This is a genomic window from Rhodococcus sp. 15-2388-1-1a, assembly GCF_002259145.1.
Taxonomy (GTDB): domain Bacteria; phylum Actinomycetota; class Actinomycetes; order Mycobacteriales; family Mycobacteriaceae; genus Rhodococcoides.
The window spans coordinates 89596-106474 of sequence record NZ_NPFP01000053.1 but is presented as its reverse complement, the minus strand read 5'-3'; the positions used below and the strand labels follow the sequence as shown (position 1 = coordinate 106474).

At 63.7% G+C, this 16879-nt stretch carries 9 protein-coding genes; 2 read left to right on the top strand and 7 right to left on the bottom strand.

What is annotated here, in order from left to right:
* Positions 1–34 precede the first annotated feature (34 nt).
* From CH302_RS28355 to CH302_RS28335, 5 genes are all read right to left on the bottom strand, one after another.
* Positions 35–6064, bottom strand: a complete 6030-nt coding sequence (locus CH302_RS28355) for a helicase-related protein (RefSeq protein WP_255139226.1) — start codon at positions 6062–6064, stop codon at positions 35–37.
* A gap of 158 nt (positions 6065–6222) precedes the next feature.
* Positions 6223–6837, bottom strand: coding sequence for a hypothetical protein (locus CH302_RS28350; RefSeq protein ID WP_094610704.1), 615 nt, complete (start codon positions 6835–6837; stop codon positions 6223–6225).
* Positions 6838–7082: 245 nt separating this feature from the next.
* Positions 7083–7559 carry a DUF4913 domain-containing protein gene (locus CH302_RS28345; protein ID WP_094610705.1) on the bottom strand — a complete coding sequence of 159 codons (477 nt, stop codon included), beginning with the start codon at positions 7557–7559 and terminating at the stop codon, positions 7083–7085.
* Positions 7556–9454, bottom strand: a complete 1899-nt coding sequence (locus tag CH302_RS28340) for a type IV secretory system conjugative DNA transfer family protein (RefSeq protein ID WP_094610706.1) — start codon at positions 9452–9454, stop codon at positions 7556–7558. Before CH302_RS28340 ends, CH302_RS28345 begins: the two co-directional genes overlap by 4 nt.
* Entirely contained in the window at positions 9448–10110 is a 663-nt protein-coding gene (locus tag CH302_RS28335; RefSeq protein WP_094610707.1) for a TraI DNA relaxase, read from the bottom strand. The genes CH302_RS28340 and CH302_RS28335 overlap by 7 nt, the downstream gene beginning before the upstream one ends.
* 537 nt (positions 10111–10647) lie before the next feature.
* On the opposite strand from CH302_RS28335, the gene CH302_RS30380 reads away from it, so the two are divergent.
* Positions 10648–10806 carry a hypothetical protein gene (locus CH302_RS30380; protein WP_176458344.1) on the top strand — a complete coding sequence of 53 codons (159 nt, stop codon included), beginning with the start codon at positions 10648–10650 and terminating at the stop codon, positions 10804–10806.
* A 153-nt stretch (positions 10807–10959) separates the two neighbouring features.
* Positions 10960–14649, top strand: a complete 3690-nt coding sequence (locus CH302_RS28325) for a ribonuclease H-like domain-containing protein (protein WP_141216748.1) — start codon at positions 10960–10962, stop codon at positions 14647–14649.
* Between the two features lie 274 nt (positions 14650–14923).
* On the opposite strand, the gene CH302_RS28320 is transcribed toward CH302_RS28325, so the two are convergent.
* Together CH302_RS28320 and CH302_RS28315 are read right to left on the bottom strand one after the other, a co-directional pair.
* Positions 14924–15373 carry an ASCH domain-containing protein gene (locus tag CH302_RS28320; protein WP_141215898.1) on the bottom strand — a complete coding sequence of 150 codons (450 nt, stop codon included), beginning with the start codon at positions 15371–15373 and terminating at the stop codon, positions 14924–14926.
* A 5-nt stretch (positions 15374–15378) separates the two neighbouring features.
* Positions 15379–16860: a hypothetical protein gene (locus CH302_RS28315; protein ID WP_094610709.1), complete on the bottom strand. Its 1482-nt coding sequence runs from the start codon at positions 16858–16860 to the stop codon at positions 15379–15381.
* Positions 16861–16879: the final 19 nt, after the last annotated feature.

Here is a 16879-nt window from a genome sequence, read left to right as displayed (position 1 = left end):
TATCTTGACGGACCGTCTGTTTATAGTTGCCCTGCTAGTCCCCGGCACCGTAGTCGTGGCCTCTTTCTGTCCCATGATCGGGCCCGGATTCAGGAGCTCGGTTGTCGGTACCGTTCCAGGGTTTGGTCGTTCCAGGGTTGTCGTCTACAGCGCGGAGGAAGTTTCCGGGGCGGGTCGAGGTATCGCCCGATCCCAGCTGTCCGTCCGCGACCGCACTCTGCGCAGCGGCAAGCTGAGCAGCAATAGCTTTGTCGTGCATCATCGCTCGTACAGCGTCGGCGCTGCCCATTCCGAGGTCTTCGACGAGGGCGGGGGTGGGGTTGAGCATGAGGGACCACTTCGGCTCGCGGCCTTTCGCTGCGGCGCGTTCGGCGCGTGCAGCATCTCGGGCGAGGGCTTCGGGGCTGGTTTCGGCTTCCTTGATCTCCCTGCGTAGTCGGGCGACTTCGTTCGAGAGGTCTTTGAGCTGCACTGCTTTCGGAAACTCCGAGAGCTCGATCAGGTCGAGGTCGTCGAGGCGTTGTTCGTCTCGATCAAGTGAGCGTTCGGCCTTGGCCAGGTCGGTGTCGACGGTGTACGCCATGTTCTCCACCCGCGTCAGCAGCCCGAAAGCGTGCTGGCTGCGGTCAGTGTCCCCGATCTTCGGGTGCAGGTCGCGGGCTTCGATCACTTTCGTCGACGACCCGAGTCCGGAGAACGACAGATACAGCGCACTGTCCTGGGCGGGACGGGACGCCTCGATCGGGAATCCGCTCATTTCCGCGATCACCACCGTCTTGGTCAATCCTTCGCCTTTGAGCGAGTGATATGTGCCCTGCAGTGCCGAGGCCATCGCATTCGCGGCGTCGCTGCGCTTGTCGTAGAACACCCCGCGAATGGTCATGCCGGGCCACTGCTCGACCTCGCGCCGGCCTTTGAGCACCGGTGCCGCCTCGGCCAATTGAGCAACCCGCTGACGCGCGCGGGGTACTTCGCGGCGCAACCGGTCGCGGTCACGCTCGATCGAACGTTGCTCGGCAAAATGCGAATCCGCCTCGGACTGGAGCTCCTGGAGCTGGGAGTCGAGCTCGATCTGCTGGATGTACCGATCGTCACCGGTGGCAAGGGCCTTGGTCATCGCCGAGTTCTCGGCAAGCGAATCGCTGTCGAGGTCCACCACCCGCCGCATCGAGCGGTCCGCTCTCTTGAGCTGCTCGATGAAATGCGCCTTGCGGTGCACGGTCTGCCACATCACGGTGTCGAAGGTCTTCTCGGCAACGTAGTTGAACACCTTCACATGCCCGTTCTGGTTGCCCTGCCTGATGATTCGGCCCTCACGCTGTTCGAGGTCGGCCGGTCGCCACGGCACGTCGACGTGGTGCAGCGCGATCGCGCGATCCTGAATGTTGGTGCCGGTGCCCATCTTCTCGGTGGACCCGAACACCACCGATACCCGTCCGGTGCGGCACATCTCGAACAGGCGGGCCTTCTCCGACGGCTTCGGGTAGTCGTGGACGTAGGCGATCTGCGCGGGCTCCATTCCGCCGGCGACCAACTCCTCGCGGATCCCGTCGTAGATCGACCACGACCCGTCGGCTTTCGGGGTGGAGCGGTCGCAGAAGACGATCTGCAACGCACCCGGCGTCGGGTGGGGTTCACCGGAGGCATCGAGGTAGGTGTTCTCGCTGGAGTCGTTGTGCACGTCCAGGATTCGCTCGGCGACGATGTGCGCACGGGAATGCTCCGGCGGTGCCGGATCGAGGTGCGCGACCCTGGGGTCGAGGGTGGCGTTGCGGCCGTCGTTGGCGACCTTGAGCGCATTGTCGATATCCGGGCGTTTGGCGTCGGCATGGTCGGCGCGATACCCGAGGTCGGCGATGAAGTCCTGCACTTCCAGCGCCGGGGTGAACGTGACGTCGGTGTTGCGGCCACCGTCCTTGACGGGCAGGTTCGCGGGCACCTGATCACGGGTGACCGCGTCGGTGTAGACGCTGGTCATCCCGATGAGATCACCGACGTTGGTGAATTCACCGACCCGGGTGATCGCCCGCAGTCTCGATCCGGACGAATTCAGCTCGACCCGTTCGACGGTGTCGGTGAACGTCGCTCCCCAGTCGTTGATCTGGGCGACCCCGGCGTCCTCGAGCAGATCCGGACGCAGGTAGTGCTGCATCACCCACAGCTCGGCGAGGGAGTTCGCGACCGGGGTTCCGGTGGCGAACGTGGCGACCCGTTCGACGTACTCCTCTGGCGGGATGCCTTTGGTAATCGCTTCCTCGCGGCGCATCGACCGCAGATAGTTCAGTTTCAGATCGAGATCGGTGGCCCGGTGCGAACCTTCGTTGGCGAGCTCGGTGACCCCGGACGCGCGAGCGAGGTTCTTGAACTCGTGGGCTTCGTCGACGAAGAGGTAGTCCGCCCCCGATGCCTCGAACGTGAGCCCCAGATCCTTCCCGGCCTGTTCGAGCGCGGTTTCGAGCTTCTCCTCGAGCTTGGCTTTCATCGCCTCGAGCCGTTTGCCGGTCTGGATGCGCTCGACGTTGTCGAGCTCGGCGGCGATGGCCTCGACCTGGGTACGGATGTATTCGGCTTTCGTGCCGGGATCGACCCCGATCGAGGAGAACGCCGACCGCGGCACGATCACCATGTCCCAGTCCTGCGAGGCGGACTGCGCGACCAGCAACCGGCGCCCCTCGGCGTCGGTGGCCGCCGATCCGGACAGAATCCGTGCGCCGGGATACCACTGACCCGCTTCGCGCACGACCTGGTCGATGATGTGGTTGGGCACCACCACCCACGGCTTGTTCGCCAATCCGAGGCGCTTGAGCTCCATCGCACCCATCAAGATGGTGCCGGTCTTGCCGGCCCCGACGACGTGATCGAGCAGCACCGTCGGCTCGGAGACGATCCGAGCGGCGGCGTCGCGTTGATACGGGTACGGCGAGTACTTCTCCCCGAGACCGGGAAAGGACATGTGAGCGCCCGAATGCACCGGCGCGACAAGCGAATTGAACTTGTCGTTGTAGATGTCCAGGAGCTGTTCGCGGCGCACTTCGTCGGCGTGCAACGCCCACTGCCCGAACTCTTGCGCCAGTCGTCGCGCCTTGGACTGAGCGGCGCGGGTCGCGGCATCGTGCACCGTCGGTGCGCCGGCACTCTCGCGGAACTCCTTGGAGCTGGTGATCTCGATCGGGTCGCTGTTGAGCAGGTCGGTGAGCATCGCGGGCCATTCGTAGTCCCCGGCGCGCATACCGGCGTTGCCGATACCGCGGTCTTCGGCGGGCCGGTGCTCGAAGTTGTACTTCGTCGACCACGCGCCCCGTTTGGGTACCAGACCCCATTTGAGATTCTGCGCTCCCGAGTCCGCGTAGTGCCCGACCGTGACCGACCATCGTCCCGATGCCCGCTCGATGGTCACCGGAACATCGGCGGGCACCTCGAAGGTCTCGCGGACGAACTGGGTGTAGGTCTCGATCGGCACCCACGGCGCACCGAGAGCGACATCGACATCGGTCTTGCGCGGAGGGATCACCGCAGTCAATGCATCGACGTTCGCCTGGTAGCGGGGATCGAGGGCGGCGATCTCTTCGGCGTCGGCGAGCTTGGTGCGGACATTGCCCGACAGGTACGTCGACGACGACACCCACCGAGTCGGATCGGTCAACGTACGGAAAGCGCGTCCCTCCATCTGCGTCTCGGCCTGCTCGGCGGTGGTTCCGAGCAGCTCGGCGATACGCCCGACGTCCAGACGCGCGTGCTCGTCGAGACTGATGGCCATCGCCTCGTCGACCGTCTCGGCGTAGCGGCGCAGCTCACGCGAGTGCAGGACGTCGGTGTGGAAGATCGCCGCCTTGCGGGCCGTCATGGTCTCCTCGTCGAAATGCTCGAGGGAGAGCACTGCGGCGAACGTCGGGTCGGTGCGGATAGCTCGGCCGAGGTGGCTCTGCAGCTTGGTGGGCTGGCGCGGGTTGATCCAGGCATCGTCGGACAGCCGGGCGTAGACGTCCTCGGGAACCTCTCCGGCGTAGGGGTCGCCGGCAACCCCTTCGTCCTTACGCCACGTCTCGATCAGCTTCGCCAGAGCGGCGTCGTGCTGCGATTCGGTGAGGTCCTTGGGTATCGACATCTTGAACCGGTTGATCGGGCCGTAGCGGGCAACGTAGGCGTCGTACTGCTCACCCAGGATCTCCCGCAGCGCTTGCCGTTGACTGGGGTCGGTGGGGCCGCGTTGCGCGTCGATCAGGGCGTGGGTGGTGTCGCGCAGCGCGAGCAGCTCGCCCCATTCGGCGACCTGCTTGGCTCCGCGAGTGTTCACCGGCTCCCAATCGCGGGAGTTCCAGCGTTCGATGGTCTCCATCTGCGCGTCGTGCCGCAGCGTTCCCACCGCGAGCTCGTCCTGGGCCGGGCCGTTCCCGATCGCGAGGAGCCCGCGCTCGAAGTCTTCCCGGGTCGGCCCGAGGGTGTCGCGCCACGATGCGGTGAGCCCGAGGCCGTCGGTCTTCGCGACATCGACGATCGCGGTGAGCCGATCCTCGACCAGGGAAGCGAGGTCGACGTCGCTGTCGGTCGCGTCGACGGACAGAGTCTCGTTGCCGTACATGCCGTGCCCGACCCGCAGCTCACCGAGCACCCACTCGGGGTGATCGGTGTAGACGGCGTTGATCGATACGCCCTTGTCCTCGCCGGCATCGTCGAGAGCAGTGGCGTTCTCGAGCTGCAGGAACCGCTCGGTCAACGGTGCGGGCTTCGCTCCGTCGGCGCGGCGACGCAACACGAGAATGTCGGTGACGACCTCTGTCCCGGCGACCCGCCGAAACGCGTTGGACGGCAACCTCACTGCGCCGACGAGGTCGCCGAGGGCGGCGATGTCGCGGCGGGCTCGCTGGTTCTGGGCGTCGAGGGTGTAGCGGGAGGTCAGGACGGTGACGTACCCGCCGGGTGCAGTCATCGCCAACGATTTGACGATGAAATGGTTGTGGATCGAGTGCTTGGCCTGGTTGTGAACCGGGTCGTAGAGCCGATAGTCCCCGAACGGGACGTTGCCGATCGCCGCGGTGAACGAGGACGCCGGCGCGGTGGTCTTCTCGAACCCTTCGCCGCGGATCTGCGCCAAGGGATTCAACGCCGCGGCGATCACGGCAGTGGTGGCGTCGAGCTCGACCCCGACCATCTGCGCCGACGCCGGGGCGTGGGCGATGAATGTTCCCGACCCGCAGCCCGGTTCGAGAACACGGCCGCCGGTGAACCCGGCCCGGATCGTCGCCTTCCACATCGCCGCCGCGATGGCCGGGTCGGTGTAGTGGGCGTTGAGGATGGTGCGCTGCGCCTGACCCCAGGCGGTGTCGTCGAGCAGCGTGCGTAGTTGCTCGCGTTCGGCGGTCCAATCGTCGCGTCGCGGGTCGAAGACCTGTGGAGTCGCGCCCCAACTCGACCAGCGAGCCAGGACTGCTTGCTCGTCGGCGGTGGCGTAGCGATCCTGCGCGGTGATGACGGCGAGGGTGCGCAGGGCGTCGATGTTCGCCGATACACGGGCTTTCGCTCCGGAGGGCACCAGAATCTCGGTGCCGGGCCGGAAGTCGACGGGCTCGACATTCCACAATCGCTCGGCGACCGTCTGAGTGTCGACCATCATCCCTTCGGTGGTGTCAGGGACTGCGGTAATCGCCGGGGGATCGGGTGTCGGTTCGACTGTGGGGGAGTCGGTCTCGACGCTGGGTGGGGGAGTGCTCTGCGCGGCGAGGAGTTGGTCGACGCGGCGGCCGTCGACGGCGATCAGGTGCCGACTCTGGTTGCCGTAGCTGATCGCGGCGGCGCGATCGTCGGGCCCGAGAGTCTTCTGGTTCTCCTCGGGAATCAACGACACATCGCCCGCACGCCGCAGCTCCATCAGAGCGTCTGTGACCTGCTCGGCGGTCAGTGTCCCGTCGAGGTCGGCGCGGATCCGCGCCAGCCGCACATAGGCTTCGTCCTCGCGCGCCAGCCGCCCGTACGCGTCGCGCACCAGCTCGACCGGGGACGGCGGTAGCACCGTGGCGTCGACGGCGTTGTCCGCGAAAACCTTTGGGGTGGGCTGCAACTTCGGCACCGGTTGGGAAGCGTCGGCCTCAGCGACCAGAACGTCGGGATCGACTGGTGTGGGCAGCGGTGTGCCGCCGACATCGACGGCAGTCGGGTCGATCGGCGCTGCACCGTCGGCGTCGAACGCGAACAGGTCCAGCTGGGCGTCGGATTCGCTGCGGCGGGTTACCTTCCGCTTGCCGCGTGCTCGGCCACCCGCTCGTCGAGCTGGCTCGTGAACGTGAGAAACAGCGGGTGCTCGGTCGACGTCGGGTAGGGCTCGTTGTCCTCGATCCGCGCCGCGATCAAATGCGCTGCGTAGTACCGGAACCTCATCGGTTGCTCCGCCCACAACAGGTCCGTCAGCTGGTTCGCTTCCTTGTCCGGGTCCGCGCAGTTCAGTGGGTTGCGCCACCGCTCCGGATCGCTCCGGTGCACCTGGATCCGTGCCCGATCCCGCTCGGCTTCGGCTTCCGGGCTCTCCTGATCCGGCGGGTAGGCCTCCATCTCCGGCGGGAGATGGCCGTAGATCTCCTCGTTGATCACGAAGTCCGTCGCCTGCGCCCACGCCTGATTGATCAACCCGACCTTCTCCATGTACGGGGGAGGCTGGCCGTTGTCGCGCATGTAGTTCCGCAGCACTTGCTGTTCCATATAGATCTTCATATTGTCGATCCGCTCCGCGATCCGCTCGCTCTCGCTCTCGAGGAACGCCTGCTGATCCTCCGGGCTCAACTCCGGCGGCAGCCCCTGGTGCTCCAGGTAGAGCTTCATTATCTCCTGCGTTATCGGGTCGATCATGGGTGTCACTGTCCTCTGTCTCGGCGAACAAATCGAGTTGGAAATCGTCGGAATCTTTGGCCACAGCGTGCGCTCCTGAAGTCGGGCGAGAGGTGTAAGCGACCCGCGCAACCCGAGGCCGGGTGGGGGTCGTTAACGTCGTCGTCGGCTGGAGGCGCAATCTCCGGCCACAAAGGGCCCTGGTGGGTCATGCAGGACCCACCAGGGCTTCTGGCTGTTTCGGGTCAGGGGTTGTGTCAGGTTTTTCAGCCGGTGAGCTCGTCGAACCAGCCGGCCGGAGCCTGCACCAAGTTCAGCCGAATCGGCGGCGTCTTCTGATGAGAGTCACGGCTGCACAGGTACATCGGGCCATGCTCGCCGTCGAGCATCGTGCGCAGTTGCGGGTCCGCGTGATGAACCCACCACCCCGACATCGCGGCCCCGTCCTCGGCCGCGGACGCTGCCTCCCACGCCGTCCACAGTGCGTGCAGACGCACCACGACCTCGGGATGCTCGAACCAGCGTGGACAGAACACCCGGTTCTTCCCGGCAGACGACGAGAGCCTGCGGGCCACGATCGCCGACAGCCACGTCTCGAACCAGACATCGAAGCCCGGAAACTTCGTCGACGCAGCCTTCTCGGAATCCGAATCCGAATCCGAATCGGAGTTGTCGGGCTGGTCGTCGGGGAAGTTTTCGTCGGGGAAGTCGTCGTCGGGGTGGAAGTCGTCGTCAGCAGTCACAGGAACGGCTCCTCGTCGACGTCGTCGATGGTGGCGGTGGCGTGTACTCGATCAGGGACGGAGATCTGCTCCTTGTCGGGGATGCCGTACATCGCGAACGAGGCATCGATCGCGTCGGCATTGGGGCCGTCGGACCAATACATCTTCTTCACCAACACCGGTCGATTGCCCGAGATCTGGACCAGTGCCCGGGTTTTCGGGATCGCGGCGAGATCATCGACGGTCAGGATCGCTTCCTTGGACCAGGACTGCGACTTCGACGACGACCCACTGTCGAACATTCCGCCACTACTCGATCGTGACCAGCGTTCGACGTCGTGATCACCGACGAGCGCCGACAGCTCGGAGAGAGTGTTCTTGTCCTTCACACCGCCGCCGTACCAGAGGAAGTTCGCGGCATCGAGGAGCTGCTTGACCCCGTCCTGGCCCCACACCTTCTGGGCCTGAGAGAGGTTCTGCACGATCGTCATCACACAGATCCCCTGCGATCCAAGGTGGGAGTACCAGGCGGGGAGCTCGGGGAGTCGGCAGACGTTCGCGGCTTCGTCGAGGACGCCGAGCATCGGCACCGGCAGTCGCCCGCGCGGGCTGCGGCGCGCGACGCGCTGAGCGGCGTCGATGATCGACCCGATCAACGCCGTGGTCAGCGCCGACGACGAGTCGGGGCCTTCCTTCGACAACGCGTAGAGCGTGTCGTTACTGGTGACGAAGTCCTCGACAACGAATTCGCGCATCGAGTGCGGGTACCGCACCGAACCGCCGATCTTGGTGTCCGGTGCGCCCTCGACGGAGATGTCGTGGCGATTCGGTGGAAGAACCGACATCGCGTAGGCCTGCTCCTCGAGCAGGCCGATGAACCGACGAGCCATGTCGTACAGGCCATCTCGCTGGCGCGGGTTGAGTTCGCTGGTCGACTTGAGCCGGTTGGCGATGATGTGGTGGCCGTGAACCTCGAGCAGCCGCTGGGGAAGTTCGTTCCCCTCGTCGGAGAGCCAGCCGTAGACGTGCAACAGATCCCCGTCCGCACACGCCGCCGCGAGCATCATCTGCGCCAACAACTCCTGAGCTCCGCCGTCGAAGTAGGCATCGACGCGGGCCGAATCGTCCTTCGATGCGGCAGCGAAGTATGAGGCCAGCTTGCGGGCGTCCATGATCGTCTCGATCACGCGCAGCGGGTTCCACCAGAACCCGTCATCGCCGGTGCGGGGGCCTTCGGCGATCCCCTGTAGGTCGTAGCGCCACACCGCGCCGAGCAACTCACGGACACCACGGGTGAAGTCATGACCGTCACGCTTGTTCGAGGTGAACAATGCCGCGCCCGGAGCGGTGCACAGGGCATCGATCGCCAGCGCCGCGGTCTTACCCATCCGAGGCCCGGCGAGAGCGAACAGCATGTCCTCCCACGACATGAACACCTTCTGATTGCCTTGGACGGTGCGGCCGACGATGACCCCGATGTCGGCATCGTCCAGCGCGTCCCGGTCGACGAGGTCTGGTCTCAGCTTCTTCGCCCGTTCGAGTGCCTGCTTGCCGGTTACCCCGCTGAGCTTCGACGAGGGCCCCATCAGTCGGGCCTTGGCGTCGACATCGTCTTTCTTGCCGCTTCCGGCCGCGTGTGCCGCTGCGGCGACCCCGGCGAGACCGGAGGCGATGATCACCGTGATCACGAAGATCCATGTCGAGACGGTCGGCCAGGTGAGCTGCCCGCCGGCCACGGAGAACAGGGCGACGAACGGATTGCCGGGGATCTGCTGGCCGGTGTCGGTGAACGCGTGCCCGAGCCACAGCGACCCGTATCCGAGGGCGATAGCCGCGATCGCGAGCATGACTGCGATGAGCGGCAGCATCGACGAGGACGCGCCGGCACCCTTCGAGGTCGCCTTCTTGGTCACCATGCGTCCACACCAGCCTCGACCGCTGTGTCGACGCCGCGGTCGAGCTCGATAACCTGCGCGACCCGGTCGGTGATGTCGACGACCGAACCCGAGGACTGTTCCTGGCGCGGTGTGTCGAGCATGAGATCGGCCAGACGGAGCGGTTCGACGTCGGCAGAGGTGGAGGACACGTCGAGGGTGTGCTCGGCGATGTCGTCGAAATCGAGGCCATCGAGCTCGGCAGGCAACTCCAGGACGTCCAGCGACAGACCCGGACGGAGCACCGCATCGTCGATACCGTTGTCGACCAACCGCTCCCGCCACGCATCCTCGTGCACAGCCGTCCGATTACCTGTGGCGTCCGCCCACTCCTGCTGGGTGGGATCGGTGAACGTCTGCGCGGTGATCAGCTCGTGCGCGACACCGGACGCGGCGAGATACGCCGCCGCCCGCACCAACGACACGTCGGAGTCGAGCAGCCCGAATGCGCGACTGTCACTACGCGGCTCGTACGAGTGGGAGCGAGTGCGGATCTCCTCGCGGCGCACGTTCGCCCGGTCGGGCAGGCTACGGCGGCGTGCGGCCGCCAGGGTGGCGCGGCGGCCGCGTTCGTAGGCGGCGGCAGCGATCTGTGAGCGGCGCTGCAGCTCGGCTGTCGAGACGGTGCGGGTGGTCATCGACGGTCACCACCGTCGACAAGGGACGGGACCGGAAAATGGCTCGGCGGGAGCGGGTGAGGAATCGACATGGAGGGCCTTCACTGGGAGCGTCGGCCAGCCCACAGCTCGAAGACACCGACACCCGAGAAATGGTGTGGTGCAGTGCTGTTGCTGGATGGACGCTCGACCGTGACCCTCATCGACGGTCGAACGTCATCAGACTAGCTCATAACCGCGGTCTCTCGCATCCTTCCGGGGAAGCGAGCCCGACGCTCGCAGGTGTCCCGAGCTGGCACGACCAGAGGGTAGTCCTCTGGCTCACACTTCCGCTCTAGCGGAAGTCAAGGACGAGGAGGCGTGCCAGTGACTGACCAGACCGGTGATGCAGATGATCCTCAAAATTGCGACGGATCCCGACCTTCAGCGCAGTTCGGCAGCACGGCCGAGCTCTCGTCGCAAGAACGGGACCAGGTTCGGATTCTGCTTGGGTTGGAGGCCTTACGAGCAACGCTGGAACGCGGGTACCTGGATCCCAACGATCGTCTCGAGCTCGAAATGACCGACATCGTTACTGCCGCGATCCTCCAGGGCCGCCGGGAGTTCGTGGACGAAACGAGCGAGATGACGCCGTATCCATCCACCGACTTCACAGTCGAGTTGATCGTCGACGATCTCGATACGGCTTCGGACCTCCCGCCGAGCAATCCGGACTAGCGCACGCTATCCACCCCCGAGATAGCGACTGGTAGGCCGTATCGGGTGTTCAATTGCGGCCGGCGTGTCGCTTGCGGCACTTCACTCTATGGTCGGCAATGCGTAGGTTGGGCGTGCGCGCGTTCAGAAGTGCTCCTAGTAGCGTTGCCCAGCATGGCGACTGCGGCAGGATCCACCCCCCGTGGTGCATTGATGGACCGGCTCGTGAACAAGGCGGAGTCCGTGCGCAGCGAAGCCACCATTCAATCCGACGTACGAATGTTGCTACTCGACGCGTCACTGGGCCTGGCCGAGCAGGACTTGGACGTAAACCTTGAGACGCCCGCGGGAAATGGTCGTCGCATCGACGTCGAAGTGGGTTGCACGGTCATCGAAGTCAAACGCTCACTCGCGACGCCGGGTGCGGTCGAGGCAGCTCGCACGCAGCTTGCGGGCTATGTGGCGACAAGGTCGTCTGAGATGGGCCAGCGGTACGTCGGCATCCTCACCGACGGTCGACAGTGGATCGCTTATCACGAGGTCGACGGGGGTCTTCGGGAAGCTACTCGTGTGACAAGTATGGGTGGATCGGCCGGTGCTGACGAGCTCTTGCGCTGGCTCGAAGGCGTACTTGCCACCCGGCGGGCCATCAAACCCACCCCCACGGAGATCGCCGAGCGACTAGGGGCTCAAAGCTCTTCGCACGCTCTCGACTTTTCCACGCTCTCAGCGATCTACGCCGCCGGTAAGGACACCCCTACAGTCCAGCTCAAGCGCGAGCTGTGGGTAAAGCTTCTCCGGGGTGCCCTCGGCACACAGTTCACGGACACCGACGAGCTGTTCCTCGAACACACATTGCTGGTCAACAGCGCTGAGATCATTGCCCATCTGGTTCTCGGCCTACAGGCCGAAGAGCTGGCACCGGCCACTCTGCTCTCCGGTGACCAGTTCGCGATCGCAGGTCTGCACGGAGTGGTCGACCGCGACTTCTTCGATTGGGTTCTCGAAGTTCCCGGCGGCGACGGTTACATCGCATCCCTGGCCCGCAGACTGTCTCGATTCGACTGGTCGGCAGTCGAACACGATGTTCTCAAAGTGCTTTACGAGTCCGTGATTTCGCCGCAAACCCGTAAGGCGTTGGGTGAGTACTACACCCCGGACTGGCTCGCCAGCAAAATCGTCTCGCAAGTGGTGAACGAGCCTCTGCACCAGCGCATTCTCGATCCGAGCTGCGGCTCGGGGACATTCCTTTTTTATGCTGTCAGGCGGTTCCTCGCAGCCGCCGACGCGGCAGGTATGTCCTTGGCGGATGCCATGTCGAAAGTGTCGTCGCAGGTGATGGGTATCGACCTACACCCAGTAGCGGTTGCGCTCGCGCGCGTGACGTACCTTCTCGCGCTGGGACGGGATCGACTCAATGCGGCCGACCGGGGCAGCTTGTCCGTACCTGTTTACCTGGGAGATTCTCTCGGCTGGGATCAACGCAATGACTTGCTGACTGTCGACTACCTGGTCATTCCTACCGACACCGGCGATCAACTCATCACTGGTGAGCTGCGTTTTGCGGACCATCTTTTGGCCGACAGTGCGAGCTTCGACGACCTGGTTCAGGCGCTGGTCGATGAGTCCGGCCGTGCAGCAGGGAAGAAGACCCAACGTTTGAGCGATGGCACCGTCCGTCGCCTCGCATTGGATTCCGCTGACTTGCCAGATCTCAACGCCAACTTCGTGCGATTGAAAGAATTGCACGAAGCCGGCCGGAACCACATCTGGAGCTATTACATCCGGAATGCGGCTCGTCCCGCCTGGTTGGGACGTGATGAGAACCGCGTCGACGTCCTGATCGGAAACCCGCCCTGGCTGTCCTACCGGTACATGACCGAACCCATGCAACGGCGGTTCAAATCGCTGGCCAGTGATCGAGGGTTCTGGCACAACGAAACAACAGCGACGCACCAAGACCTTGCGGGCCTGTTCATCGCGCGCGCGGCCGAACGTTACTTGAAGACCGGTGGCAGTCTTGCGTTCGTCGTACCGAACCCGGTTGTGGACCGTGAGTACTGGTCGGGGTTTCGGCGCGGCAAGTTCGACGGTGCGAACATATCGTTCACTCCCAGTTGGGACCTCAGGCGCATCCGACCCCACCTGTTCCCACGTAGCTCAGCCGTGGTTTTCGGGACCCGCACCGAAGAGGCCCGAACCATGCCGTCAACCGCGCTCATCTGGACCGGACGTGCGCCGCACCGCCATGCCAGCGTCGACACAGCCGTGCTTCTTCGCCAGCATCTCGGTGAGCTCAGTGTCGGCACCGAAGACGATGAACGGTCGCCTTACGCTTCACGTTTCGCGCAAGGAGCCAACCTGGTCCCACGATTGATGTTCCGCGTGGAAGATGCGCCAACGTCGAGTTTGGGCGTGCCCGGTGGACGACGGGCCGTGCAATCCAAGCGGTCGGCCAGCGAGAAGCTGCCGTGGAAAAATCTTCCTGCCCTTCACGGCACGGTGGAAACGGAGTTCTTGTACCCCACCATTCTCGGCGAACAAATCGTGCCGTTCCATCTGCGCGAACCCGAGAAATTCGTGGTTCCTCTCACGCGTGATGGAACGGTGATGGGTGGTGACCATTCCAAGATCGATGCCTACCCCGGACTCGCCGCATGGGTAAGAGCGGGAGAAGCGGTCTGGGACGAACATGGTCAATCGAAGATGACTCTCGCCGAACAGATCGACCACATGAAGAAGCTCACCCAGCAGGTGCCGCTGCCCGCCGTACGGGTGGCCTACGCCGCATCGGGAATGCATGTCTCGGCAGCACTGGTAACAGACACGTCTGCCGTGATCGAGCACGCGGTCTACTGGGCCGCTGTCGCGACCTTGAGCGAGGGCCATTATCTAGTCGGAATTCTGAACGCGCCCAGCTTGACCGAGCTGGTCCGGCCCCTCATGTCCTATGGGAAAGACGAACGGCACGTCGACAAAGCGGTATGGCGGCTGCCTATACCAACTTACGATCCTGACGATCCGCTGCACGCTGAGATCGCCCACTTGTCGAGAACTCTGTCGGCCGAGGTGGAGGAGATGACTTTCCGGTCGGCGAATTTCGTCACGATTCGAAAGGACCTGCGCAAGCACTTCGCGGCGAGCCCGACTGGGGAACGTCTGGACTACTTGGTCGCATCTTTGCTGGGAGTGGTCAACGATGATGTGCCGGAGGAGACTATCGACCTCGCGGCACCCACGAGCGTGCGTCTGATCCGAACCAGCACCACGGCGTCCCCGGTCCCGAGCAGTGACACCAGCATCGACGTCGATTGCGAGTTCGATAGGCAGGGCCGTGTCTATCTATGGGGTGCATTGGTGACCAGGCCCGATATCGGCTCTGTGTACTACTCCTTCGGGGCGTCCAATGACGAAGATGAAGAAGCTCTGACGAACAGGTTCGTCGACTGGCTCAGCGAACAACTCGTCGGTGGCGACAGCCACGGCACTCGCTGGTTTCACTACGGCAGAACCGAGCAGCAGCATCTTCGTCGTATCCTCGGCCCGACAGTGCACTCGCTCACCGAACGCGGTGTCGACGTGCTCACAGACCTTGTCAGACCAGACTTCTACGCACCCCACGGCTACGGTCTCAAAAAACTCGCGCCTGCTGCAGGTGCGCGATGGCGTACGTCCGGCGCTACCGGTGCCGACACCCTGGACTGGATCGAATCTGCTCGATCCGGAGACGCTGCTGCATGGGACAGGATCGTCACCTACAACGAGGATGATGTTCGCGCACTCCACGCTCTTCGATCAGCCATCGCGCAGCTGGAGGAAGCGGATATTTTGGAAACTACCGATACCGAAACTGCTGACGGTTGATTCAAATGCACTTCCAGACAGCGGGCATCAGATACAAAGCGACCCCTATGCCCCACATCTAGCGTTGGGACTGCTGGACGTCAGGGCCCGGAGCCTGGCGGCGAGCCCGTACTCGATGACGTTCGATACGCGTCGCCGCCGAAAAGTGTACGAACTCACGCCAGCAGCGCGTGTAGCTGGCAAAGACAAGGTCGCGGAGGCGTAGGTTGTGGCGACACCGGGCAAGCGACTGCGCCGCAAACCTTCGCCGTCTATGTCGACAGCCCAGCGGTAATCAACGTCGGTCGACTTGTAGTTCGGGGCCGTCGTTTGCCTGCGAGGTTTGTTGTTTGTTCAAGGATTTGAGTGTGAGCACGGCGGTGTCGTCGGCCAGGTATTGGAAGCTCTGTGGGGGGCGAGCGATGCCGAAACTCTCAAGCAGGTACATCGGCGTGTGTGCCCTCCAGGTGTCGCCCACCTCGATTCCTACTCCGGTCTCTCGGCCCGAAAAGTAGTTCGCGTAGTCCTTGATGCCAATGCCTGCGACTTCCTCGAAGCGTAGCCACAGTTTGTGCGGGCTCAGAGAGTGCTGGTCTCGTACCTCGAACGCTCCGACTACCGCACTGACCGGAGCAGTTGCGTACACAACGACGTGTGTGACGTCATCGGCGATGCGGCGTTTCCGAAACTCAACTCGTTTGGTGCCGTCCAAGATGCGCTGAGCGTATTCCGGATGGAAGGACATGAGAATCACGCGTCCAACTGGGTGCGAATCCACGCGACACCTCCCTTCGAAACCCTGGCAATGCTCTGGGGCGATGTCGACATGACACCGGCGGCACGCAATGTAGCGGCCGGCCAGGGGGGCGAAGTCCGGGTATCGAGTCGAAACAGGACTGCAAGGACGCTGCCCCTGGAACACATTCGCTCGATCTCCTGATAGTCGTAGACGGTTCGCCCCCGCACGAAGGCCGCAATCTGGCTCGGCCGGGCGCTCACCAAAGTTTGCTCTACGACACCGACAGCAGTTACCCGAGCTTCCTCGTCAGGCTTTGTTCGAAGAAAAGCCAGAAGATGGCCGGGCTCTAGCAACCTCGTGTTCGAGCGGCATAGGTATGCCTTCCGGATTGCGTTTCCGCACGGCTCATTCTCGAACAACGAACCCTGGTCGTCGCTGTCTGGTAGCAGTCGATCGTGGTAGTGGTGCCTGATCGGCACGACGTGCGCCTCTTCGATTCTTAAGGAACGAGGGCCGTACCGGATGGCGTGATCGAGCGGTGCCAGTGGTACCTGCCCCGGCGGTGGAACGCGGTGTTTGGCCATCACCAGTTCGCCGTCCGCGGTAACCGTGTGTTGGAAGAAGCCGAATTGCTTCAGCCAGCCAACCAGTTTCTCGTGTTTCGGCCAGGCCGTGAGATACATAGCGGGGTAATTGCGGGCCGCTGCGTAGTCGATGACGGCTCTCAGTAGGAGCTCGCCACGTCGCGCTTGACCTGACCCGCTGCCGTCCTGCACCTTGAAAGTGCAGATTTTCAAAAGGCGTTCGCCGAGCTCGAACGTACCGGTTTCTTCTTTGAGTACCGCCAAACCATCCGGGGCCAAGGGTGAGCCCAGGATGATGGCTGGCCGTTCCTGATGGACGACTTTGTCGGACCACCACCGGTCGAAAGGCTCGTAGTCGCTTCTGAGGCTGGCGAAGAGATCGGCGTTGCGGTTGATCTGATAGGCCGGCACGATCGCGGCTGATGCTGCGTTGTTCAGGGCCGGATCTTGGAGCTCTCGAAGCCAGTCGATTGCCGCGTCGATGTCGAACACATTGGTGAGTCCGGCTCGGGCGGCCCGTCCCCGCATGGCGTTGTCCTCGGTGACCAGAACAGTTGGGAATCCTGTTCCGTAGGTCGACAGTACTTCGAGGTCGGCCGCGTTGTTTGTCGAAAGATGACGGGGAAATTGCTGCCTGACGAGTGGGTTTTCTGGGACTCGGTCCAGCACCCGGTAATACTTTTGAAGGGTCCGTAGCCTCGCATGGCGTACTTGGTCGGGAGCGTTGACGAAGTCGCTGCGAGTGCCGCTGCTGAGAAGTAGCTCGAATCCAAGATGTCGTGCGAGCTGGACGAGGGTGTCCGCCGCGGCCGCGTTGAGGTGCGGCTCTGAGCCGTCGTTCTCATGGGCGATGACGACATTCGTATCTAGCAGCAGGCGGGGGGAGTCTGTAACGCTTCCGTCGTACACGACGAGATCTCCTATCCGT